Source organism: Enterobacter sichuanensis (assembly GCF_009036245.1).
Lineage (GTDB): Bacteria > Pseudomonadota > Gammaproteobacteria > Enterobacterales > Enterobacteriaceae > Enterobacter > Enterobacter sichuanensis.
On record NZ_CP027986.1, the window covers coordinates 3,598,217 to 3,622,200 of the forward strand.

Here is a 23,984-nt window from a genome sequence, read left to right on the forward strand (position 1 = left end):
GCGCATGTGATCACTGGCCGCAACCTTAACCACATAGGACAGCCCACTATTGCTTATAACATATTCTCAGCCACCAAAACCGACACGTTGAACTACCGCGTCTCTATTAAAGTTGGAATGCTAAAAATTGTTCTTAGGCGTCGCCAGCAAGTAAAGCATGGAGAAAAACAAGGATCCCCAATATACCGAGTCATATCGATAGGGATCAAAATTAATATGCAAAAAGCCGCTTACAAATTCGTAGCCATTTGCAAAGATGTTTATCTGAATGGATGCAATAGCGATTACAAATATCATATAAGCAATAAATAATGGATATTTATGAAGCCTGTTAACTTTTAACTTCCCCAAATAAAGCAAGAAGAAAACCACAATAGATACAATAAAATAGACCACAGCAGGCCAGACAGGAGGATAAAGCGAAAATTCCAAATCTTGTGGCATAATCAGTTCCCTTTAGTTATCTGGTACATCTGCCAACCTGTAATGCTACTACTGGTCGCATCCAGAGTGATTGCGGTTTTGGATGCCTCTTGCCAGCCTGGGCGGCGGCTGGCTCCACGCAGTGCGCCTGCATAAAATCATTTAATCGGTCGCGGATGCTGATGCGCTGTACCTCTTTATGCAAGCGGATATAACACCCTACAGCCTGGATTATGTTCCATTATTCACACCAATAATCTCGCGCAGCGTTTGCTTGCTCCGGCCACTGTAGCCATCACTCGCAAGCATTAACCTGGCAGCATTATTCTCCCCCGAAAGGGCTGATAATGGCACGGTTTATCCTGTCTTATCGTTAAAAAAGCCAGCGACCAGCATTCGCCGATTCAATAAGCATACTCACTGTCAACGGCTCGGGCGCATGATGATCGGTTCTAAGATAGCGGGGCAATATCGCATTTGGCAGGAAGCGAATCCCCTCATTTGGGAAGTAACGATTAAAGACGAAGCCAGACATATCCACATCCAGACTTCCTGAATATTCCTCAAGGAAATCAGTCATATCTTCCGGCAGTACACTTCGTTTCCCTGTGCTTACAGAGGTATCGTCCGACATTTCCCAGAAGTGTTTTTTAATGAGTTCCCTGACGAGTGTGGCTTTGTCTGTCATTACCTTTCTCCTGGCCCAACGATAAGCTGATAACGGTGGATAACGTTATGGGTGATCATAGCAAGGTCATAGGCCGTCAGTACGGCACCAACCCAAGGGAGCCATCTCCCGATGTATGCCCCTATACTGGTTGTGTATGCCCACTCGCCACGTAAGAGTTTTGCCCTGGTGATGGTTCTACGGCCCTGCTTAAAACGCTGTCGGGTAAGCGTACGAAGCCCAAGAGAAAGCGGGCTTGTTCCCCTGGTTGCAGCACCTGCCCCCAGTTTCCCGCTAACAGGAATTACCGGCAAGCTGACCAACATGGAAGCAATTGCCAGCAAGTCAATCACATCACTAAACTGCTTTTTAAATTCATCCAGAAGAAGCCAGTAAAGTAGCTCCTCTTTATCGACGCTCATTCCATCAAAGAAGTATGTTCCGTTTAACTGTTTGGTCGTATCCATAACCTTTCCCTGTTTAAGCTGAAGAACTAAATCCTAATACTGGCCTTTGGTACCGTCCAGAACATACACCTTAGCGTTATCCTAATTTTGGGATCAGACGATGCCACGACAAAAAATGTTGGGAAAGGATGCAATCCAGGTTCCCGGCATGAACAACTTTGCGCGTATTCAGGCTTCAATGGATACCAGAAATTGCCAGACGGCCTTATCATTCAATAGGGGACGTTGGCACAACTATCGATGGCTTCGTCGGCAGTGCTTTTGCTGCATGGGAAACAGGACGTTTGTGGAAGTGATTATGCAACAGGTTAATTCAGTATCTCTGGTTCAGGTTCGCGAAGCTACCGATGTATCCCAGGCTCAATCTGACGTTGTGCTCAATGGTAAAAGCACCGGCATTCTTGTACCGGGGAAGGTGCTTGAAGCAGCAGTCCAGGTTAATGAACAGCGCTACATCCTGTTTCTGACGGATGACATTATTTTTGAAGAATCCCTGACAATTGCCCTTATTGACGTTCATGACGGGCTTAAAGAAATTGTTCATTTAGGAAATGAGTACTCGACAGGAACTTTTGCGGATCTCCAGGTTACTGACGATAGCGTGGATTTCAGGTTTATTGGGGATTATATCTGGACACTGAAAGTATCCGATTCACCTCGTCTGCGGCTTCCTTTTGTTTCGGATCCCAAAGGTGTTAAACGGGCGTCAGGTCTGAAAAAGTACATAACGGTAACTGCCGCACCGGCGTCGGAAAACGTAAGCTGAAGTCACTATTTAACAGAATGAAAAGGCTTTCCGCTAAGCTGGATAAATGCTCCTGAGAAGTATGCAGACTCAGCGACTGATGAAGACCTTAAAGCCCATAAAATTTCCCGGCCACACAGAAACATCACGCCATTAAACATTCTTCCTCTCATGCTCAATAAGCCATTCTTTGCGTGAAATTCCCCCTCCGTAACCCGTCATCGCGCCATCTTTTCCAATTATCCTGTGACAGGGGATCACAATCGCAATCCGGTTTGCCCCATTAGCAGCAGCGACGGCGCGCACAGCATTTGGCTTATTAAGCCTCAGTGAAATGGCCTGATAGTGTGATGTCTGTCCATAAGGAACTGCACGCAGTTCTTGCCAGACGGATTGTTGAAAATCACCGCCCGGAGCATCTAAAGAAAGATCAAACTGTCGGCGCGTTCCGGCAAAATACTCGCCAATCTCTTTTACTGCCTGCCGGGTATGGCTGTTTTCTCCGGTGACAATTCTGGCGTTAAATAACCGCTGAATATCGCGAAATTCTGTTTCTAACATCCGGCGATCGGTAAACTCCAGCAGGCACACTCCCCGCTCTGTTGCACAGACAAACATCGGCCCAAGCGTCGTGGTAAACCGGTGAATAACAATCACCTGGGTTGTCTGAGTCGGCGCTGCGCCAGTAAGCCGCTTGTAGGTATAACCAAACCCGCTCAGGGATTCATAGCCATTGTCCAGCGCAACGTCCGTCGCCGCGCGTCCGCTTTTCAGCTCCTGCAGGGCAATGTTGACCCGCTGCATTCGCTGGAAAGCCTGAAAAGTGATGCCGTGATGTTGCAGGAACCAGCGCCTTACCCGCTCCGGACTGATGCCATGCTGGCGTAGCTCCGCGTCGGTTACGCGGGATTTAATATCGCGCCTGACAAGCGCAAGCGCCTGTTCAACAAATAATGGCGCGCTGTGCGCATTTTCAGCGGGTCGGCAGACCTTACAGGGACGAAAGCCGGCCGCAAGGGCAGATTTGGCATCTTTATAAAACTCGACATTTTCGCGTTTGGGTTTTCGTGCCCGGCATACCGAGATACAGAATACGCCCGTGGTTTTGACGCCAACAAAAAACACGCCAGTATATTCTGAAGCACGCTCAAGTAATGCCTGATACCAGATATCGCATAAATTCTTATCGGTTATTTTCATCACTAAAAAGTCCTTCAAACGTCTGACGAGATCGGATCGCATGCATGACGTCAGACAGCGTTGACTGCATGGCCGAATGAACAAAATTGCCCATTGAAATGCGGCTTACCCCGGCCCGTTTCAGCCTGTCGAATGACGGAAGATCGGGCATGCACATCACATTCAGAGGCAGCCCCGTTGCCTCTGCAATGAGGCTGATGTCTTTCTCTGACGTCAGGCAGGGAACAAAAAGGCCGTCAGCCCCTGCAGCTTTATAGCGCTGACCCCGTGATATTGTCTCCTGCAACGCATCTTTATGCCCGAGCAGGTAAGTATCAGTCCGGATGTTCAGAAACAGGCGACAATTTTCGCTTCTCAGCGCATCACATACTGTGCTCAGAATACGGGAAAAATCAGAGACATCGTCAAGCTGACGCACCCCGTTTATGACTCTGCTGTCTTCAAGGTTAACGCCTGCTACGCCTGTCTGTGCAAGGCGCCTGAGGTTGGCTGCTATCTCTTCGGCTGAATCCCCATACCCTGCTTCCATGTCAACGCTCAGGGGCAGTTTACTGACAGCCTGGATACGGGTGACCATATAAAATAGCTCATCAAACGGCATTCCCTGCCCGTCTTCATATCCCAGTGTGGACGCGATTGCTGCGCTGGACGTTCCCAGTGCCTGATAACCTGCTTCTTGCGCTGCGACAGCACTGGCAGCATCCCAGACGTTAGCGATAAGAAGGGGATCATGCGGGTTGTGGAGGTCTGCAAAGTTCATATTCATATCCTCTCGATAGATTGAAAATGAATCTAAGCATTCCGCCAGAGTGTCACAACCGAAATTCAGACGACCATTTTTTCGCAAACGTCATCTGAACGCGGGGGCGAACCAGAGTGATACCTTTCAGGGTCACGTTCTGGCTTTCAGCATGGCAAGCACCGCCCAACAGGCAGATAAGCAGACGAGGCTCTCCGACATGTTCCCCGGTGAAAGCATGGAGCAGATGGCCCAGTGTTCCGGCGAGCGCAAAGCGCTGCGCCATGAACAAGCGAGCCGCCAGCGAGAAGGGAGTGGATCCGCGAATCAGCCTGAAATGTAAGCCTGAGTTGCTCTGCAAAACTTCTGTGTAACTCGGGTAATGTACTAAGCATACTTTTTCCTGTTCACAAAAAAGACAAAGCATTACAGAATATCGAGTGATTTATATTCAGGCCAGATATTTTTGAAGGAACAGTCATTTTTCATTAAATGAACAGAGGGCTAATTCACTCTTATTAAACGCCAGGCTTTATACGTTAATTTGAGGGGAGTCATCCAACAAAAGATCCCAAAGATAAAGAGTACAGCAACACCTGATGAAATGATATTTTCGCGGGAAGCGAAGCACACCGCCAGGATGAACAGAACCGTGAGTACGATTGAAAGGATGAAAGTACCTTTAAAACGGTTTGATAGTGCCGGAAGCAAAATATCCAATGTGATATTTTGTGTATCCACATAGCGTTTTAGCTTTTGCAGCTCTTCTTCGGTGAAACCCGATCTAAGCAACGTTTCTTCCGTTATTGCCATACCATTCCTCCTCCCTCTAATCAAAGCCAGTATACCGTTACCTTTACAAAAAAAACCGACCAATTGACCAGTACTTTATATTGCTCTCCCCATCCCTTTGACCAACATCAACGACACCTCCCCTTCCCCTGTGGAGAATAAAAAATCCACACCACCCAGCGCTACGGATTAGCCGCCAAACCCGGAAGGAACCTCACCATGTACAGACCCATCGTCGTCATTCTCTTCATTCTCCTGACCCTTGCCGCCCTCATTGAAACAGGCGTTTTATCCTTTGGATAATCCTCAAGAGAAATACCGCTCATCACGGCACATTGATCTCATTACAGTTTTTTCCTAAAGCCATCCCGTTTCGTCTGTGCCAGGCTGAATCACGCTCATAACCGATAACGTTAAATGAGGATATTATGAAAAAAACAATTATCGCATTATCTGCCGTTCTGCTGGCTTCTCCAGTATTTGCTACGACCACACATGCAACTGACGATACCGTCGCGGCGGCGAACGCAAACGCCAACGAGGCGAAGCAAAAACTGCATGAAGAGCAGAACAAAGGTGAAGAGCTGAAGCTGAAGCAGAAACACGCTGCGGAAGGTAAAAGCGAGAGCTTTGGCAGCAAGGTCAGCGAAGATTCCCAGAAAGCCTGGCATAAAACCAAAGAAGGCACCGAGAAAGGGTGGGATGCCACCAAAGAAGGCGCTGAGAAAGGCTGGAACAAAACCAAAGAAGGTGCCAGCGAGCTGGAAAAGAAAGTCACTGAGTAACCCCTCCGAAAGGCCGCCCACGCGGCCTTTTTTATTCCCTGCCGCTTTGCTTCCCAACGTCTACACTACTCACAAGACGCCTCTGATAACGCAAAAAAATCGAATAGATCCCGGGGGTGACGCGTTTACTCCCAGCCCCCCTGACTGAGATCCTGAGATGCTACGACGCCTGGTGATATTGCTGATTCTGGTTTGCCCGTGGGCGTTAGCTGCCCCGACAAGCTACCTTATCGACACCGAAAACACCGCCATTCGGCTTTCGTGGCATGCCTTTGGCGGTATTCTTTCCTGGGCGACATTCAGCGGCGTGACGGGTGCCGTAACGCTCAATCCGGAAAACGACCTCGACGACCATATCCACGTCACCATACCCGTGGCAACCCTGGTGGCCTCAAACAAGCTGCTCACCTGGCAGCTGAAAAGCGATATGTTTTTTGATGCTGAGCACTATCCGACTATCGAGTTCATCAGCTCCCGGGTGGTCGCCCAGGGCGCCGGGCGGTTCAGGGTGTTCGGCACGCTGACCGTACGTAACATCGCCCGCCCGGTGATCCTGGAGGCGGTGGTGAAAGACCCGCATGCGCAGGCCCTCACGCTGGATGCCACCACCGCGATATCTCGCGCGTCCTACGGGATGGATAAATTTGCGCTGGTCGTTGACGATCGGATTGCCATCGCCATTGCGATACAGACGAACACGGTGCCGTCATCCTGAGATCGCGCGCTGCAGCTGTTCCGCGTTTTCCCGCAGGTGAGACGACGGGTTGCGGCCAATCAGGACAAACTGGTAGCCCGCATCCTGCCACCACGCCAGGTTCATAGTGTGCCGCTGCTCCTGACGCAAAGAGGCCGTTGTCTTCTCATCGACAGGAGAGATACAGAGCGCCATCGGGCCGTAGTCGGCGTTGATCCACGCAACCTGCGCGATCGAGGTGGTTTCATAGCGCAGCATCCGCACCATTTTCAGCTCTGCTCCCTGCAGGGTAAGCTGCGCCATCTGCAGTTTTATACCGATATCCTGCGCGGCCCGTTCCAGCCCGCGCTGCAGGACCGGCGCTGCGCTGTCCATATCCAGCAGGGTCTCCACGCTGTACAGGGACATATATTGTGCTTCGAGGTCGCGGATATGGGCGTTCTCATCGTCAGGGGCGGAAGCAGGACGCAGCAGATACCCGAGTCCGGAACCCACCAGCAAAAAACTGACCGAGGCGGCAATCAACGCCCGCCTGCTGACGCCGGGCGGCGTGGAGGCCTGCGGGTCGGGAAGTGCCGCCAGACGCGCCTCCATCTCTGCCAAAGGCGCGTCGTCCAGCAGAGAGGCAAACGCCCCGGCGTAATCCTCGCTGCTTTTCATCAGCTCGGCGGTTCGCCCGGAGAGGCGTTCGTCACGCTTCAACTGTTGTTCAAACTGCTGCGCGTCGGCGCGGCACATCTCGCCATCTATCCATGCCACGATAGCTTCGTCGTTATAGGGCGGTGTAAAACGATGCGAGTTCAAGAGCGTTTCTCCTTTACCGGAGGCAATACATCGGCGGATCTGGCAAGCGTTGCCCGTGCCGTGGCCAGCCGGCTCATCACGGTACCGACTGGCACCGCCAGGGTGTCCGCCGCCTCCTGGTAGGTAAAGCCTTCGACATAAACCAAAAATACCGTGTTGCGCTGGGCTTCAGGCAGCGCGTTAACGCGCTGCATCACCTTCAGGTAATGCAGGTGCGTCTCAGCCTGCTCACGGGTGTCCGGTGCCAGAAGCTCGTCGCTGGCGACAAACCCCTGCCCCTGACGAACGTGCCGTGCCCGAAGCTCAGAGATCCAGATGGAGTGCAGGATCGCGAACAGCCACCTGTCGATGCGTGTACCCGGCGTATACTGGCTGCATCTTTCAAGCGCGCGCACGCAGGTGGACTGAACCAGCTCTTCGGCGATATCCCGGTTTCGCGACAACACCAGCCCATAGCGCCAGAGGCGCGGCAGGTGTGCGGCAAGCTGTTGACGAACCTCACGGCTAGCGATGGGTTTTCCCTCCACGAGAAAATCAGGATTCCGGATGTCCGTTGATGGCGGCCTGCAGGTCACGGTACTCCTCGCAGGAGTGGCCACAAATACCGGCAATCACCTTCAGTTGTTCTTTCGCGAGGTCAGGCCGTCCTTTCACCATCCACGCTTCACCGAGGTATTCCCGGGCTTTGGCATAATCCGGGGCGATAGCCAGCGCACGCTGGTAGTAACCAATCCCTTCATCCGTGCGGCCAAGCTTACGGGTGGCATACCCGCGATAGTTCCACGCTTCTGCCGTGTTGCCGTTTTTCAGGGAATCCAGCAGGTTCAGCGCCGCCTGGTACTCTCCTTTTTTCGCGAGATGGTACGCATAGTTGATTTTATCCTGGTCGCTGAGGCTGCTGCTCTTGTCCGGCACGCATTTCTGCGTGGCGCTGTCATACACCTGTCCGGACGGACAGTCAGGCGTTTTGCTCTCGGTACTATTATCGCCCATGGCCAGCGCCAGCGGAGACAGCAGGGAAAAAATCAGCAGCGGGACAAGACGAAACGAGGTGGTGTTCATATTTAGCTCCTGAGTCAGAAGAGAGTGACATCAGTAAACGCCCGACTGATGATTTTTATTCATTTTCCGGTGAATTTTTTTACGGTCTTAACATCAGGCTGACGTTATCGCGCAGTGAAAATGAATCAGGTTATATTCATTGTGTCTTCTTAACGTTATTCGTTTCGCGTGATAGCAGAAATTCAACCGGGCATAAGAATATATTTCATTTTTCAAGTGATATAATATATCTTATATCAAAAATGTTACCCTAACTTAAATGCACATTAAGCACGATTAAATAGTACCGTTTTTAATTATTTTTAACCCGCCTCCCTACCAATTATCACACTACATCAAAACAGGATTAAACAGCGCCTGGCCTTCACACAAAGATGTTTAAAAACATAAAGATAGATAAGTGATTTTATAAACAACATGAATGCATTAATACACCTTTGATTTTTACCTCGTTATTTCCCAACGCTTAAGTTGCAGATTCAGAGTTTTCTGGCTATATCATTTTTATATCCTCAAAAACCAATTCCTCTATTAATTACAGGGTTTTATACGACGCAAAACACGAATTAAAACTGATCGCTTTCATATGTCATTAGATTCGCTCTGATGTTGCCACTCTGAATCCTGGCGGGCATCGTGCGCCCTAAAAATAACGGTGAGTGCTGCTTTATAACAGCCACTCCGCCGGGAGCGCGCTTTACCCTTCACGCAGATGGCTCATCTCGCTCGCCGTTCACGACAACGCTGCTGGAGTCAAAAATAAATGAGCCAAATCTCTGTTATATCGAAACTTACCGGTGTGGAAACCACCACGGAAGGCACTCAGGTAACCCTGAACCATTCCTCTATCGTTGAGCTTAAGGTTGAGCGAGCTAATGTGGCCGATTTCGCCCGCAGCGGTAACGATCTGGTGATCACGCTCCACTCCGGCGAGGTGATTACCCTTAAAAATTTCTACGTCACCGATGCGCAGGGGGCGAGCCAGCTGGTTCTGCAGGACAGTGAAGGGGTGCTGTGGTGGGTCCAGGATCCCGCCGGTGCGGCCACCTATGAATCCATTGCCTCTACAGACGTCCTGCTTGCGGCGTCAGGCAGTGATGCCGGTGGTGCCGCCATCTGGCCGTGGGTACTGGGTGGCATTGTCGCCGCGGGCGGCATCGCGGCGGCGGCAAGCACCGGAGGCGGTGGTGGTGGAGGTGACGATGACAACAACTCGAACCCCGGCACGCCGACAAACCCTTCCGATCCGGATACCACGCCGCCGAATGCCCCAACCGGCCTTCAGTTCTCTGCGGACGGTAAAACCGTCACCGGTAGCGCCGAACCTGGCAGCACCATCACGCTGAAAGACGCCAACGGCAACGTGATCGGCACCGGCAAAACCGGCAGCGATGGTAAATTCACCGTCGACCTGGGAACACCGCTGACCAACGGCGAACAGATCACCGCCACCGCAACGGATCCGTCGGGAAATACCAGCCCGGGCACGACGGTGACCGCCCCGGACACCACCGCGCCGGATGCCCCGGATATCCTGATCGTGAACGACGATGCGGGCGCCACGGCTGGCCCGCTGGAAAACGGCCAGCGTACTGATGATGCCCGCCCGACCTTCAGCGGCATCGGCGAGCCCGGCAGCACCATCACCCTTTACGATAACGGCAAGCAGATTGGCACCACCAAAGTAGATGCCAAAGGGAGCTGGAGCTTTACCCCCACCAGCGATCTCGCCAACGGCAGCCACACCATCACCACCACCGCCACCGACGCGGCAGGCAATACCAGCCCGGCATCCGGTGCCGTGAACTTTATCGTGGATACGGTCGCGCCAGGCGCACCTGTTATCACCAGCGCAACGGATGATGTCGATCCGGTGACCGGATCAATCAGTAACGGCGGCAGCACCAACGATCGGCGACCACAACTCAGCGGCACCGCAGAAGCGGGCTCCACGGTGACCATTTATGATGGCTCTGTCGCCATTGGCACGGCGGTTACCGGCAGCAACGGCGTCTGGACCTTCACTCCGCCGGTGGATCTCAGCGAAAGCACGCATCAGCTTACCGTCCGGGCAACGGACGCCGCCGGTAACACCGGTCCGGCGTCCCCGGTCTACACCATTACTGTCGATCTCACCGCGCCAGGCACCCCGACTGCGATTGTGCTGAACGATGATACGGGCCTCATTAAAGGGGCGATTACCTCTGGCCTGTTCACCGATGCCTCTCAACCGATTCTGGCAGGGCGAGGCGAGCCCGGCGGGACCATCTCCCTCTACGATAATGGCGTACTGGTGGGCACAATTAAGGTCCAGCCTGACGGCACCTGGAGCATCAAGCCAGACAGCCCGCTTGCAGAGGGGGCCCACTCGATCACCGTACAGGTCACCGACGCGGCCGGTAACACCAGCGCGATGTCGCAGCCGATCACCTTCATTGTGGATACCACTCCGCCAGCCATGCCTGTCATTGCCCTTAACCCTGAGGGCACGCAGATCACCGGCACCGCCGAGCCTAACAGCACCATTGTGATCACCAACAGCGACGGCGTTGAGATCGGCCGCACGACGACAGACGGTAACGGTAATTTCGTTGCCACGCTGACGCCTGCGCAAACCAACGGCCAGGAGATCTCTGTCGTGGCCTCCGACGCAGCAGGTAACCAGAGCCCGGCCGCCACCGTCACCGCCACAGACACCACGCCGCCTCAGGCACCTGGTAACCTGCAGGTCTCGGAGGACGGGCAAAGCGTCAGCGGCACGGCGGAAGCTGGCAGCACCGTCACCATTAAAGGGCCGGACGGCACGGTTATCGGCACAACCACCGCCAATGATGATGGCACCTTCAGCACGCCGATCAGCCCGGCCCAGACCAACGGTGAGGTGCTGACCGTCATCGCGACCGACGGCGCCGGCAATGCCAGCCTGCCGAACACGGCCACGGCACCCGATAACACTCCTCCTCTGGCACCGGACAACGTGGTGGTCTCCGGCGATGGCACCACCGTTACCGGGACTGCCGAAGCGGGCAGCACCGTGACCATTCGCCAGGGGGATGTCATCGTGGGTCAGGCCGTTACCGACGACCAGGGCAACTTTAGCGTGACGCTGAATCCGCCAAAAGCCAACGGTGAAGCCCTGACCGCAGACGCAACCGACCCTGCCGGTAATACCGGGCCAACCACGCCAGCTCTCGCGCCGGACATTACCCCGGCGCAAACCCCGGTGATTGTCTCGGTTGTCGATGACGTCCCGGGCACCACGGGCACCATCGCTCAGGGCGGGCTGACCAACGATGCAACGCCAACCATCAGCGGCACCGGCGAGGCGGGCACGCGGATCTATATCTACAGCGGCAGCGATCAAATCGGCACATTTATCATTCCGGATTCCGGTCAGTGGAGCTTTACCCCAAGCGTACATCTGCATGAAGGCGGCCACGTACTGAGCGCGACGGCCATCGACGCGGCAGGCAACGCCAGTGGAACCTCTAACACCTGGAGTATTACGGTCGACAGCGTCGCCCCTGGCACGCCGGTCATCACGCAGGTGGTGGACAATGTTGAAGGCCGCACCGGTGCGCTTGACGTGGGTGAAACCACCAACGACCCGACCCCGACGCTCAACGGCACCGCCGAACCAGGCGCGACGGTCACCATTCGTCTGGACGGTAACAGCATTGGCACGGCGGTCGCCGACAGCAACGGCGCATGGAGCTTTACCCCCGCCACCCCGATTAACAATGGCCCACATACCTTAACCGTCGTCGCGACCGATGCGGCAGGTAACAGCAGTTCACCTTCCGGCGGCTTTACCTTTACAGTCGATATCACGCCGCCGCCTGCCGCGACCATCGCCACCGTGACCGATAGCGTGGGCGACGTGCAGGGCCCGCTCAGCAGTGGCGATACCACGGATGACACCCTGCCGCAGCTGCAGGGCAGCGCGCCAGCGGGTACCATCATCACCATCTATGACGGCGATACCCTGCTCGGTACCGCTGACCTCGACGGCAATGGCGGCTGGAGCTTTACACCAACGACTCCGCTCACTGAAGGCCCGCATTCGATCACCGTCCATGCCACGGATGCCGCCGGGAACACCACCGTCTCCGATCCGTTCGACCTGGTGGTAGACACCGTCGCGCCTGCCACGCCGGACACCCCGGCCGTCACCGTTAATCCGGATGACACAACGCCAACGCAGCTGAACCCGGGAGAAGTGACCCGCGATACCACCCCAACGCTGAGCGGCACCGGAGAGGCGGGTGATACCGTCGCTATCTATATCGGCGGCGTCAAAGTTGATGAGGTCCCGGTAGGCAGCGACGGCAACTGGAGCTGGACGCCAACGACCCCGCTGGATAACGGCACCTATGACATCACCCTCACCGTCACCAACAAGGATGGCGCGGGCAATGAAAGCGCCCCGTCCCAGCCGGTGACCATCACCATTGATACCGACGCACCGGCCACGCCTGATGCCCCTACCGTGACCGACAGCGTGAGCCAGATAACCGGCCCGGTTGCCGATGGCGAAACCACGAACGATCCGCGTCCGGTACTCAGCGGCACCGGTACGGCAAACGACGTGATTATTATTTATGACAGCATTAATAATCAGCCTGCCACCGAAGTGGGTCGCGTCACCGTAGACAGCAATGGCAACTGGAGCTGGCGTCCTGAGAGCGATATTGACGAGGGAAGCCACCAGTTTACCGCCACAGCGACAGATGAGGCGGGCAACGTTTCGGCCACCTCACCCGGCATTACGATTACCGTTGATACCGTGGCACCGGACGTTCCGGTCATTGGTGCCGTCGGCGGCGGAGCAAATGGCAGTACGATCACGGACGCCACGCCTACCGTCGGCGGAACCGGCGTCAACGGCGAGAAGGTGATCGTCTATAACAACGGCGCCGAGGTGGGACGTGTCGACGTAACCAATGGCGAATGGTCCTTCACCCTGCCGGCCCAGACCGACGGTCCGCTGAACATCACCGTGGCGGGCGTTGACGCGGCGGGTAACGTCAGCGCCACCAGCCCGGTCTTTACCGTCACGCTGGATACCGTTGCGCCTGAAATACCGCAGATTAACGCGATCTCAGACAGCCAGTTCGCAAACGGCACGCTTTACACCCGCGACAGCACGCCAACCCTCACCGGTACAGGCGAACCGAACAGTACGGTGATCGTCTCCGTGGACGGCGTACCATCACCTGTAGTGGTGACGGTACAGCCGGATGGCAGCTGGAGCTGGACCGCGGGCAGTACGCTGTCGGATACCCCCCACACCTTTACCGTCTCTGCGGTTGACCCGGCAGGTAACGCCTCCGGCAGTTCTGCACCGCTTAGCGTAACGGTGGATACCGTCGCGCCGGCAGACCCGATAAATATCAACGTGGCCGCGCAGGGCACGCCACTGACTGGTACGGCGGAAGAAGGTGCCACCATCACCGTAAAAGACGGTAATGTGGTCATTGGTACCGGTGTCGCCGCCGCTGACGGCAGCTTCTCCATCGCACTCAGCCCGGCCCAGCAGGACGGTAAAACGCTGACCGTGATCGCCACCGATGAGGCAGGCAATGGCAGCCCCGGCGCGAGCTATACCGTCACCGGTACGTTGCCGGGCCTGCCGGATGTACCGATCATCACCGACATCACTGACAATATCGGGGACGTAACGGGCAACGTACTGGGTAAAACCTCGGACGATACCGTCCCGGTCATCAGCGGAACGGCCCCTGCCGGCAGTCTCGTCACGCTCTACCTGGACGGCAGTTTGATCCCGCTGGCCACAATTACGGCGGGGTCAGGCGGCACATGGAGCTATCAGCTGCTCGTACCGCTGAGCGCAGGCGATCACTTCTTTGAAGCGACCACCACGGTCCTCCCCTTTACCAGTGGCCGTTCCCCGGCCGCCACGGTGACCATCGACCTCACCGCCCCAGACACCCCAACCATAGGCGCGGTGATTGATGATGTCGCGCCGGGCACCGGCCCATTGACCAACGGCCAGGCCACCAACGACAACCAGCCTACCCTTACCGGCACCGGCGCGGTGGGCGATACCATCTCCGTTTACAGCAACGGCGTGCTGCTGGGGACCACGCAGGTTGGCAGCACGGGCACCTGGAGTTACACGACGCCTGTGCTGGCTGAGGGTAATAACGTCCTGACCATCCGCGAGACCGATCCGGCCGGAAACCAGAGCGGAGATTCGACGGGCTTTACCATCGTGGTTGATACGCTCTCCACCACACCGGTGATCACCAACGTCACCGATAATGTCGGCAACGCCCCCACCACCGTGGTCAGCGGCGATCCGACTAACGACGCGACGCCAACGATTACCGGTACGGCAGATGCGAACAGCGTCGTGACGATCTTCGATGGCGGCACACAGATTGCGGTGGTCACCGCGGATGGCACCGGCGCATGGTCGTTTACCCCTGAAACCGCCCTCGGTGAAGGGCTGCACAGCTTTACCGCTATCGCCACCGATCCGCAGGGTAACGTCAGCCAGGTCTCCAATACCTGGGGCGTGGTGGTCGACCTGACGGCTCCCGGGGTTCCTGTGCTTGATACCGTCAGCGACAACGCGGCGGGCGGAATTGTCGGGAATCTCACGACCGGCCAGGTCACCAATGACGCTACGCCAACCCTCACCGGGAGAGGTACCGCGGGCAGCACCATCCACATTCTGAACAACGGCGTGGAAATTGGCACCGCCCCGGTAGACAGTAACGGCAACTGGAGCTTTACCCCTAACCCGGCGCTGGGGGATGGCAGCTATAACATCCGCATCAACGCCAGCGATGCCGCCGGTAACGTCTCCACCAACTCGCCGGTCTTCGTCTTCACGGTCGATACTACGGGCCCTTCCGCACCGGGGATCACCAGCGTGATTGACGATGTCGGCCCGGTGACCGGTACGCTCACGTCGGGCAACAGCACCAACGACGCGCGTCCAACCTTCAACGGCACGGGCGAAGTCGGTTCCACGGTGCATATCATTGTGGACGGTAGCGAAATTGGCACCGCGGTGGTCAACGCTCAGGGGAACTGGACGTTTACTCCGGGCACCGCGCTCGGCGAGGGGGCGCACGCCATCACCTTCAACGCCACCGACGCAGCAGGCAACACGGGCGCCACCACGGCACCGTTTAACCTGACGGTGGACACTGTCGCGCCGTCAGCACCGGTGATCTCCACCGCGGCGGACAATGCCGGCAGCGTGCAGGCCCCGCTCACCTCCGGCCAGAGCACCGATGACACCACGCCAACGCTGACGGGCACGGCGGCGGCCAATGCCACCATTACGATTTACGAGAATGGTCAGCCGGTCGGCACCGCTACGGCGAACGGCAGCGGCGCATGGAGCTTTACGCCGTCCACACCGCTGGCGAATGGCAGCCACACCTGGACCGCCACGGCCACCGATGCGGCGGGCAACGTCAGCCCGGCCTCCTCTGGCTTCACCCTGGTGGTGGATACAACCCCGCCAAGCGCGCCGGTTATCAGCCAGGCGATTGACGATGTGGGCAGTATCACCGGCGCACTCAGCTCCGGGCAGACCACCGACGACACCGTGCCGCGCCTTGTCGGAACCAGCGAGCCGTTTGCCACCGTCAATATCTATGAAGGTGCAACACTTGTGGGAACCGGCACCGCGGATGCCAGCGGAAGCTGGAGTATTCTGCTTAACACCACCCTGGCGACGGGCGCGCACAGCTTCACGGCCCGCGCGACGGATGCGGCAGGCAATACCAGCGTTCCGTCAGCGACCTTCAGCCTGACTATCGACACCACACCGCCTGCGCAGCCTTCGCTGAGCAGCATTGTGGATGACGTCGGTAATGCCGCCACGCCGATCGCCAACGGCGGATTAACCAACGATGCGCAGCCGACCCTGACCGGTACGGCGGAAGCGGGCGCGACGGTGAAAATCTTCGATAACGGCGTGCAGATTGGCAGCGTGACCGCCACCGGCGGGGCGTGGAGCTTTACGCCAACCACACCGCTCGCGAACGGCCAGCACAGCCTGACCTTCACCGCCACGGATGCGGCCGGCAACGCCAGCACTCCCACCACCGGGTATGTGATCAACGTCGATGCCACCGCGCCAGCGGCGCCGGTCATCAGCTCGGTCGTGGATGATGTGGGCAGCATCACCGGACCGATAACCGGCGGCAACCCAACCAACGACGCGCGTCCAACGCTGAACGGTACCGCGGAAGCCAATGCCACCGTGCGCATCTACGACGGTGCTACCCTGGTTGGCACGGTCACCGCCGATGCCAACGGCAACTGGACGCTGCCGCAAACCACCACCACACTGGCGGAAGGCTCGCATACCTTTACCGCCACCGCCACGGATGCAGCGGGCAACACCAGCGTGGCATCGGCCCCTACCACCATTACGGTGGATCTGACCGCGCCTGGTGCACCGGGCAGCCTTGCGGTCATCACCAACGGGACGCACGTGACCGGTACCGCCGAAGCGGGCAGTACCGTCACCATCACCAGCAGCACCGGCACGGTGCTCGGTACCGCAACGGCGGACGGCAGCGGCAACTTTAACGCGACCATCTCCCCGGCACAGACCGACGGTGAATCCCTGCTGGTCTACGCCACCGACAAGGCCGGTAACGCCAGCCTCAGCGCCTCGGTCACCGCGCCTGTTACGCCGATCCCGAACGCACCGGTTATCGCCAGCATCAACGATAACGTGGGCACCGTGACCGGCAATCTGACCAACGGCAAAACCACTGATGACACCACGCCAACCCTGAGCGGGACGGCCCTGGCGGGCTCCACCGTCACGCTGTATAACAACGGCGTGTCGATGGGCACCGTGGTAGCCGACGGTTCGGGCAACTGGAGCTTCACCACTCCGGCGTTAGGTGAAGGTGCTCACGCCTTTACCGCCACCGCGAGTAACAGCGCCGGTACCAGCCCGGTCTCCGGCGCGACCACCGTGATCGTCGATCTCACCGCCCCAACGGCGCCGACGGGCACCTTCAACGCCGACGGCAGCGTGTTGACCGGCAACGCGGAGGCCGGCAGCACTGTCTCCATCCGTCTTGCTGACGGCACCACGGTGACCACCACCGCGGGAAGCAACGGGACCTACAGCTACACCTTCCTCAACAAGCAGACGGAAGGCCAGACGCTGCAGATCACCGCCACCGATGCCGCGGGGAATACCTCGCAGCCGGGTTCAGCCCTCGCGCCGGTGGTGCCGCTCTCCGCCAGCAATAACGTCGAAGAGCTGGATCTCAGCACCACCGCCACCGTCACTAACAGCCAGTACAGCGATTACGGCTTCCTGCTGGTGGGTGCGGTGGGCAATGTCCTGACGCTGCTGGGGAATGACACCGCTCAGGTGGACTTCACGGTAGGCAGCGGCGGCAGTGCCGACATCGTGGTGAATGCCAACGCCACCGGCGCCGTGCTCTCTCTGCTCAACACCCTTGAGCTGGTGGTACAGCGTTTCGATACCGTCAATGGCACCTGGACCACGGTGGTCGATACCGGCCAGCCGCAGTTCGCCGACCTGCTAACCCTGGGGGCCACCGGCGTATCGCTGAACCTCACCGGGCTGGCGAACGGTGACTATCGCGTGCTGAGCTATAACACCAACCTGCTGGCCACCGGCTCGTACACCAGCCTCGACGTGGCGGTGAAAGAGACCAGCGCGGGCACCGTCACCGGCGACACCAGCCTGAACGGCAACGTGATCCTCGATACCGACCCCACCGCGGGGAGCGACAACGCCCCGGCAGGCACGACGGTCTCCGCCGTCACCAACGCGCTGGGGGTCACCACCAGCGTGAACGCTGACGGCACGGTCGTACAGGGGCAGTACGGTACGCTGACCATTAACCGCGACGGCAGCTACACCTACAACCTCACCGACACCAGCGCCGCGGTGATAGGCCGCACGGAGAGCTTCACCTACACCATTACCCATAACGGCATCAGCGCGTCGGCAAACCTCGTGCTGTCGCTCGGCGCGGGCAGCGTAACGAACGGCATTGTCGCCGTTGATGATACGGCTTCCCTGACCTTCGACACCAGCGTACACGCCATCGACAACGGTACCTCGTCGCAAAGCGGCTTTACTCTGGTGGGGATCAATCTCGGCAACACGCTCGGGCTGAACCTGCTGGACGACATGACCAACCCGATCATCTACAACGTGGAGGAAGGCACCACCCGCACCATGACCATCCAGGCCTCCGTCGGCGGCGTGGCGCTGGCGTCGGTATTCGATCTGTACGTCTATAAGTTCAACAACGCCACCCAGACCTTCGAGCAGGTTCGCGTTGAATCGGGCTGGCTGCGCGCCCCGCTGCTGGGCGGCACGTCACCTCAGCTGACGCTGAACCTGCCTGCCGGGGAGTATCTGTTCCTGCTCAATACCGCGGCGGGGATCACCGCGCTGACGGGCTATACGCTGAGCGTTCTGCAGGATCATGTCTACAGCGTGGCGAGTATCAGCGAGACAACCACGGGCGACGTGCTGACCAATGACCCGGTTCCGGCAGGGACGGTGGTCTCGGAAGTGAACGGCGTGGCGGTCAACAGCAGTGGCACCACCACCATTCAGGGGGAATACGGCACGCTGACCATCGATTCGTCCGGTCAGTACACCTATACCCTGAAGAGCGGCATGGGCGCGGACCATATCAGCACCCCGGATACGTTTGTCTACACCATCACCGCGCCAGACGGGTCGAAGGATACGGCGACGCTTAACATCACCCCAACCGCGCGGGCGATGGATGCGGTTAACGACGTCAGCGCCGCGATGGACGTGACCTCGGTACACCACACGTCGACCTACTCCGATACCACCGTGGGCAGCGCCCAGTGGACGACGGCGCTGTTATCGTCCACCCAGGGCAGTGGAAGCGGCACCTTTGTGGTGGATCCAAACACCGCGCTGCATAACGCGTCGCTGCACTTTAGCGTCTCCTCGCTGCTGGCGCTGGGCGGTCTGACGGTGAACTGGGCGATCAGCGACGCCAACGGGGTGATCCGTAACGGCTCCTTCAGCGGCGGTTCGCTGCTCGGCGGCAGTATCGACGTTCCGCTGACTGGGCTGGACCTGAGCGCCGGGACCTATACGCTGAGCTATACCGGCAGCGTACCGGGGCTGAGCGTGGGCACCATCACCATTACCCCGAGCGTCAACGGCACCACCTACTCGTTGACCCAGTTCGATTCAACCAGTGGCCACACGGTTGACGGCAACATCTTCGACGGCACGGATTCCGCCGGGGCGATGGATCAGCTGCACTCGGTGGACACCCGCGTAAGCATTACCGGGTACAACGGCGTAACCACCACGCTGGATCCGTATACCGGCAGCACCACGGTGAACGTGGTGGGCCATTACGGCACGCTGGCGATTGGCGCGGACGGCCACTACACCTACACCCTCAATACCGGGGTGTCGCTCTCATCCATCACCTCGAAGGAGACCTTCACCTACACCCTGACCGATGCCAACGGGAAAACGGACAGCGCCACGCTGACCATCAATATGGCGCCGCAGTTCATCAGCTCTGAACATAACGACGTCATAACCGGTACGGCCTACGGCGATACGCTGATTTACCAGGTGCTGAACAGCACCGCAGGCAACGCCACGGCGGGGAACAGCACCGGCGATCACTGGACCAACTTCTCGCTGGCGCAGGGGGACAAAATCGACATCGGCGATCTGCTGGTGGGCTGGAACGGTAGCGCCTCAACGCTCGGTAATTATCTCCATGTTACTAATAGTAATGGCAATACCGTGATCTCCATCGACCGTGATGGGACAGGAACCACCTACGCTAATAGTGCACTCGTTACGCTTGATGGCGTTCAGACCACCTACGACGAGTTAGTCAACCAGCACCACATCGTTACCTGATAGCACCTGTAGTACCTGACCCGGGCGCACAGCGCCCGGGCATAAACAATAAAGCTGTACTTATTTTATTAGGGACATGACATGGGAATGAAGATGCCTTACTGGTGGCTTTCGTGCTGCCTGATCTCTGTACCCGCTCTCTGCGCGAACCCGGCGGCAACCATCAATACCGGACAACTTCGCGAAACGCAGGAACTCCCCTCACTGAATGGCCGCGTGGCGCCTGTCGCGGGCAATGCCGCCCCCGGCACGCTGCAGCTGAGCGACGCCGTTAACCGCGCCGTGACCTGGCACCCGGCGATTAGCGAAGCGGTGGGAAAACTCTACCAGCAGAGCGAAGAGGTGGACGTCGCGAAATCAAAATACTATCCACAGATTAATGCCGGAATGGACAACGGCTACAGCCATGACGGCGACGATAACGGCTTTACCCCGTCGCTGGTTCTTTCTCTCTCCCAGATGCTGTATGACTTCGGCAAAGTGGCAAGCCAGGTGCGTGCCGAAAGCGCCGGAGTGGCCCAGCAGCAGGCGAACGTGCTGGTGAGCATCGACACCATCGCCCATGATACCGCCATCGCTATGGTGCAGGTGCAAACCTGGCAACAGATGGTCGACACCGCCAAAGAGCAGCTCGACGCCCTCTCCTCGATTGGCAAGCTGACCCGCCAGCGTAACGACGAAGGGGCGACTTCGCTTTCTGACGTGGTACAGACCGATGCCCGCATCGAAGGGGCCCGCGCCCAGTTGATGCAGTACCAGGCCAGTCTGGACAGCGCCCGCGCCACGCTGATGAGTTTTCTCGGCTGGAATTCACTGAACGAGGTAGGAAACGATTTTCCACAAAAGCTGGCCCGCAGCTGCGACGTCGCCGAGCCGGACGATCGTCTGGTGCCAGCGGTGTTAGCGGCATGGGCGCAGGCGAACGTCGCCCAGGCCAACCTTGACTATGCTGACGCGCAGATGACGCCCACCGTCTCGCTGGAGCCGGAGGTGCGCCATTACCTCAACGACCGCTACGCGGGAAACGAAACGCGGGATCGCACCCAGTACTCTGCGTGGGTGAAAGTGCAGATGCCGCTCTATCAGGGCGGCGGCCTCACCGCCCGGCGTAACGCCGCCGGACACGCGGTGGAAGCGGCGCAGTCCACCATCCAGCGCACCCGGCTCGAGGTACGCCAGAAGCTGCTGGAGGCGCGCAGCCAGGTGATGAGCCTGCTCAGTACCCTGCAGATTCAGGGCCGCCAGGAGGCGCTCAGCGCCCGCACCCGCGAGCTGTACCAGCAGCAGTATCTTGACCTGGGCTCACGCCCGCTGCTCGACGTGCTCAACGCCGAGCAGGAGGTCTATCAGGCACGTTTCACCCAGCAGCAGACCCTCGGCCAGCTGCACCAGCTGCAGCTCAACTGCCTCTACAACACCGGGCAGCTGCGTCATGCGTTTGACCTTGATAACCGCACCATCCAGACCGTGGAGATCCAGCCATGAAGCAGCGTGAGATTCCGCAAGGTGAAAACATGACGGATGAGGCTCTGGTCCAGTGGGCGCAGGCTTTTGGCTTTGTCGCCACGCGCTACCGCGTCGCCTGCTCCCCAGGCGCCCTGCTGGCAGGCGCGCCGTGGCTGAAAGGCAAACCGATGGTACCCGCTCTTACTCAGCTTGCCCGTGAGGCGGGGCTGTCGTTTCAGCTGCTCACAGCCGATAAGGCGTCGCTCAACAGCTGGCGTCTGCCGGTAGTCGTGGCGCTGAACGACGGCAGGATCGGGGTAATCGAACACTTCGACGGCGACGATACGCTGGAGGTCAGCTTTTTCGACGACCAGACCTACACCAACCGGCTGTCGATGACGGGGATGTTGCCCGCCATCCGTCACGTTATCGCCCTGCGTCCACTGGCAGCGCTGAAGGACAGCCGGGTGGACGCCTATATCTCGAAATACCGTCCGGACTGGCTCTACCGGCTGGTAATGCGCGACCTGCGTCCCTACAGCTGGGTGATGCTCGCCGCGCTGTTTATCAACGTGCTGTCGCTTTCGGGGATTGTCTTTTCCATGCAGGTATACGACCGGGTGATCCCCGCCCAGTCCTATCCGACGCTCTACGTCCTGACCATCGGGGTACTCATTGCCACCCTGTTTGGCTTCGTGCTGCGCGTGGCGCGCGGGCACATTATGGATCTGCTGGGCAAGCGCTCAGATCTGCGCGTCTCGGACCGCGTATTCGGCCACGCCCTGCGGCTGCGCAACAGCGCGATTCCGCGCTCCACCGGCAGCTTTATCTCGCAGCTGCGCGAGCTGGAGCAGATCCGCGAGATGGTGACCTCCTCCACCATCTCCACCATTGTCGATCTGCCCTTCTTCCTGCTGTTTGTTGTCGTGCTGGCGATCATCGCCCCGCAGCTGGCGTGGATCGCGCCGGTTGCCGCGGTGATCATGGTTTTGCCCGGTCTGCTGCTGCAGAAGAAGCTGGCGGCGCTGGCGAAGCAGTCGGCACATGAATCGACCCTGCGCAACGCGGTGCTGGTGGAGAGCGTGCAGGGGCTGGAAGACATCAAGCTGATGCAGGCGGAAAACCGCTTTTTGCAGCAGTGGAACAGCTATATCCAGATCACCGCGGAATCCGGCCTGCGCACCCGCGAGCTGACGCAGAACCTGATCAGCTGGGGGATGACTATCCAGAGCCTGGTTTACGCTGCCGTGATCGTGGTCGGCGCACCGATGGTGATCGACGGCACCCTGACCACCGGTTCGGTGGTGGCCGCCTCAATGCTGGCCTCGCGGATGATTGCCCCCATGGCGACGCTGTGCGGCGTGCTGGCCCGCTGGCAGCAGGTCAAAGCGGCAAAAGAGGGGCTGGACAGTATCATGCAGCTTCCCACCGAGAACCAGCGCGAAGAGACGCCGATCCGTCAGGACGTGCTGCGCGGGCACTATCTCTTTGAACAGGCGCAGTTCCGCTATCACCCGGAGGATCCGCGCATGGCGCTGCGCATCAACCGTCTGGAGATCAAACCGGGCGAAAAAGTGGCGATCCTCGGGCGCAACGGCGCCGGGAAATCGACCCTGCTGCAGGCGATGGCGGGCGGAATGGATCTGGCGGCCGGCGAACTGCGGCTCGACAACTTCAGCCTGCCGCATCTCGACGTCGCCGACGTGCGACGCAACGTCGGCTTTATGACCCAGAACGCGCGGCTGTTTTACGGCACCCTGCGTGAAAACATCACCCTCGGCATGCCGCGCGCCACCGACGAAGAGATTTTCGAGGCGCTGGAGCTGACCGGCGCGGCGGGCTTTGTTCAGAAGCTGCCGAAGGGGCTCGACTACCCGATCATGGAAAACGGCGTGGGACTCTCCGGCGGGCAGCGCCAGTCGATTCTGCTGGCGCGCATGCTGCTGCGCGACCCGAATATCGTGCTGATGGATGAACCCACCGCGTCGCTGGACGAGCACACCGAGCGGGAGTTTATCCAGCGGTTGGGCGACTGGCTCGGCAACCGCACCCTGATCGTCGCCACCCATCGCGTACCGGTGCTGGAGCTGGTCGAGCGGGTGGTGGTGCTCAAGGATGGCATGCTGGTGATGGATGCCCCGAAAGCGCAGGCGCTGAACAACAGTCGCATGCAACAACAGCAGGCAGCCGCCGCAAGGGAGTGGAAAAATGAAAATCAGTCAGCGTGACGTTGC

15 protein-coding genes and 2 pseudogenes are annotated in these 23,984 nt (G+C 58.2%); 6 read left to right on the forward strand and 11 right to left on the reverse strand.

Annotated elements, in window-relative coordinates; genetic code table 11:
- Positions 1-120 precede the first annotated feature (120 nt).
- From C1N69_RS17375 to C1N69_RS17390, 4 genes and pseudogenes are all read right to left on the reverse strand, one after another.
- Entirely contained in the window at positions 121-444 is a 324-nt protein-coding gene (locus C1N69_RS17375; RefSeq protein WP_059386409.1) for a hypothetical protein, read from the reverse strand.
- Positions 445-538: 94 nt separating this feature from the next.
- Positions 539-699: pseudogene (locus C1N69_RS23005) on the reverse strand (phage polarity suppression protein); the annotation flags it as partial.
- A 97-nt stretch (positions 700-796) separates the two neighbouring features.
- A complete protein-coding gene (locus C1N69_RS17385; RefSeq protein ID WP_155031607.1) occupies positions 797-1,111 on the reverse strand; it encodes a DUF1493 family protein in 315 nt (104 codons plus the stop codon).
- A complete protein-coding gene (locus tag C1N69_RS17390; protein ID WP_155031608.1) occupies positions 1,111-1,557 on the reverse strand; it encodes an STM2901 family protein in 447 nt (148 codons plus the stop codon). Before C1N69_RS17390 ends, C1N69_RS17385 begins: the two co-directional genes overlap by 1 nt.
- Positions 1,558-1,855: 298 nt before the next feature.
- Between C1N69_RS17390 and C1N69_RS17395 the strand changes: the two genes are divergently transcribed.
- Positions 1,856-2,323, forward strand: a complete 468-nt coding sequence (locus tag C1N69_RS17395; RefSeq protein WP_053060164.1) for a hypothetical protein — start codon at positions 1,856-1,858, stop codon at positions 2,321-2,323.
- 132 nt (positions 2,324-2,455) lie between these two features.
- On the opposite strand, the gene C1N69_RS17400 is transcribed toward C1N69_RS17395, so the two are convergent.
- From C1N69_RS17400 to C1N69_RS17415, 4 genes and pseudogenes are all read right to left on the reverse strand, one after another.
- The gene (locus C1N69_RS17400) at positions 2,456-3,502 is read right to left on the reverse strand and encodes a bifunctional transcriptional activator/DNA repair enzyme AdaA (RefSeq protein ID WP_155031941.1); all 1,047 of its coding nucleotides are present in this window, start codon (positions 3,500-3,502) and stop codon (positions 2,456-2,458) included.
- On the reverse strand, positions 3,486-4,262 hold the full coding sequence (locus tag C1N69_RS17405; protein WP_155031609.1) for an isocitrate lyase/PEP mutase family protein: 777 nt from the start codon (positions 4,260-4,262) through the stop codon (positions 3,486-3,488). The genes C1N69_RS17400 and C1N69_RS17405 overlap by 17 nt, the downstream gene beginning before the upstream one ends.
- 115 nt (positions 4,263-4,377) lie before the next feature.
- Positions 4,378-4,636: pseudogene (locus C1N69_RS17410) on the reverse strand (nucleotidyltransferase domain-containing protein); the annotation flags it as partial.
- Between the two features lie 109 nt (positions 4,637-4,745).
- Entirely contained in the window at positions 4,746-5,054 is a 309-nt protein-coding gene (locus tag C1N69_RS17415; RefSeq protein WP_155031610.1) for a hypothetical protein, read from the reverse strand.
- Between the two features lie 407 nt (positions 5,055-5,461).
- Here C1N69_RS17415 and C1N69_RS17420 point away from each other — a divergent pair, with 407 nt between their 5' ends.
- Together C1N69_RS17420 and C1N69_RS17425 are read left to right on the forward strand one after the other, a co-directional pair.
- On the forward strand, positions 5,462-5,818 hold the full coding sequence (locus C1N69_RS17420; RefSeq protein ID WP_155031611.1) for a hypothetical protein: 357 nt from the start codon (positions 5,462-5,464) through the stop codon (positions 5,816-5,818).
- Between the two features lie 157 nt (positions 5,819-5,975).
- Entirely contained in the window at positions 5,976-6,533 is a 558-nt protein-coding gene (locus C1N69_RS17425) for a YceI family protein (RefSeq protein ID WP_155031612.1), read from the forward strand.
- Here C1N69_RS17425 and C1N69_RS17430 read toward each other — a convergent pair.
- Genes C1N69_RS17430 through C1N69_RS17440 form a run of 3 tightly spaced genes read right to left on the reverse strand, consistent with a single transcriptional unit; the run spans position 6,525 to position 8,378 of the window.
- The gene (locus C1N69_RS17430; protein WP_155031613.1) at positions 6,525-7,316 is read right to left on the reverse strand and encodes an anti-sigma factor family protein; all 792 of its coding nucleotides are present in this window, start codon (positions 7,314-7,316) and stop codon (positions 6,525-6,527) included. The two genes, C1N69_RS17425 and C1N69_RS17430, sit on opposite strands and share 9 nt — an antisense overlap.
- Positions 7,313-7,843 (reverse strand): RNA polymerase sigma factor, encoded by a 531-nt coding sequence (locus tag C1N69_RS17435; protein WP_155031614.1) that lies wholly within the window; start codon positions 7,841-7,843, stop codon positions 7,313-7,315. Before C1N69_RS17435 ends, C1N69_RS17430 begins: the two co-directional genes overlap by 4 nt.
- Positions 7,844-7,850: 7 nt before the next feature.
- The gene (locus tag C1N69_RS17440) at positions 7,851-8,378 is read right to left on the reverse strand and encodes a tetratricopeptide repeat protein (RefSeq protein WP_155031615.1); all 528 of its coding nucleotides are present in this window, start codon (positions 8,376-8,378) and stop codon (positions 7,851-7,853) included.
- 763 nt (positions 8,379-9,141) lie between these two features.
- On the opposite strand from C1N69_RS17440, the gene C1N69_RS17445 reads away from it, so the two are divergent.
- From C1N69_RS17445 to C1N69_RS17455, 3 genes are all read left to right on the forward strand, one after another.
- Positions 9,142-20,304, forward strand: a complete 11,163-nt coding sequence (locus C1N69_RS17445; protein ID WP_155031616.1) for a BapA/Bap/LapF family large adhesin — start codon at positions 9,142-9,144, stop codon at positions 20,302-20,304.
- Positions 20,305-20,385: 81 nt separating this feature from the next.
- On the forward strand, positions 20,386-21,789 hold the full coding sequence (locus C1N69_RS17450) for a TolC family outer membrane protein (RefSeq protein ID WP_047959294.1): 1,404 nt from the start codon (positions 20,386-20,388) through the stop codon (positions 21,787-21,789).
- Complete coding sequence (locus C1N69_RS17455; RefSeq protein WP_047959295.1) at positions 21,786-23,978, forward strand: type I secretion system permease/ATPase; 2,193 nt, start codon at positions 21,786-21,788, stop codon at positions 23,976-23,978. The genes C1N69_RS17450 and C1N69_RS17455 overlap by 4 nt, the downstream gene beginning before the upstream one ends.
- Positions 23,979-23,984: the final 6 nt, after the last annotated feature.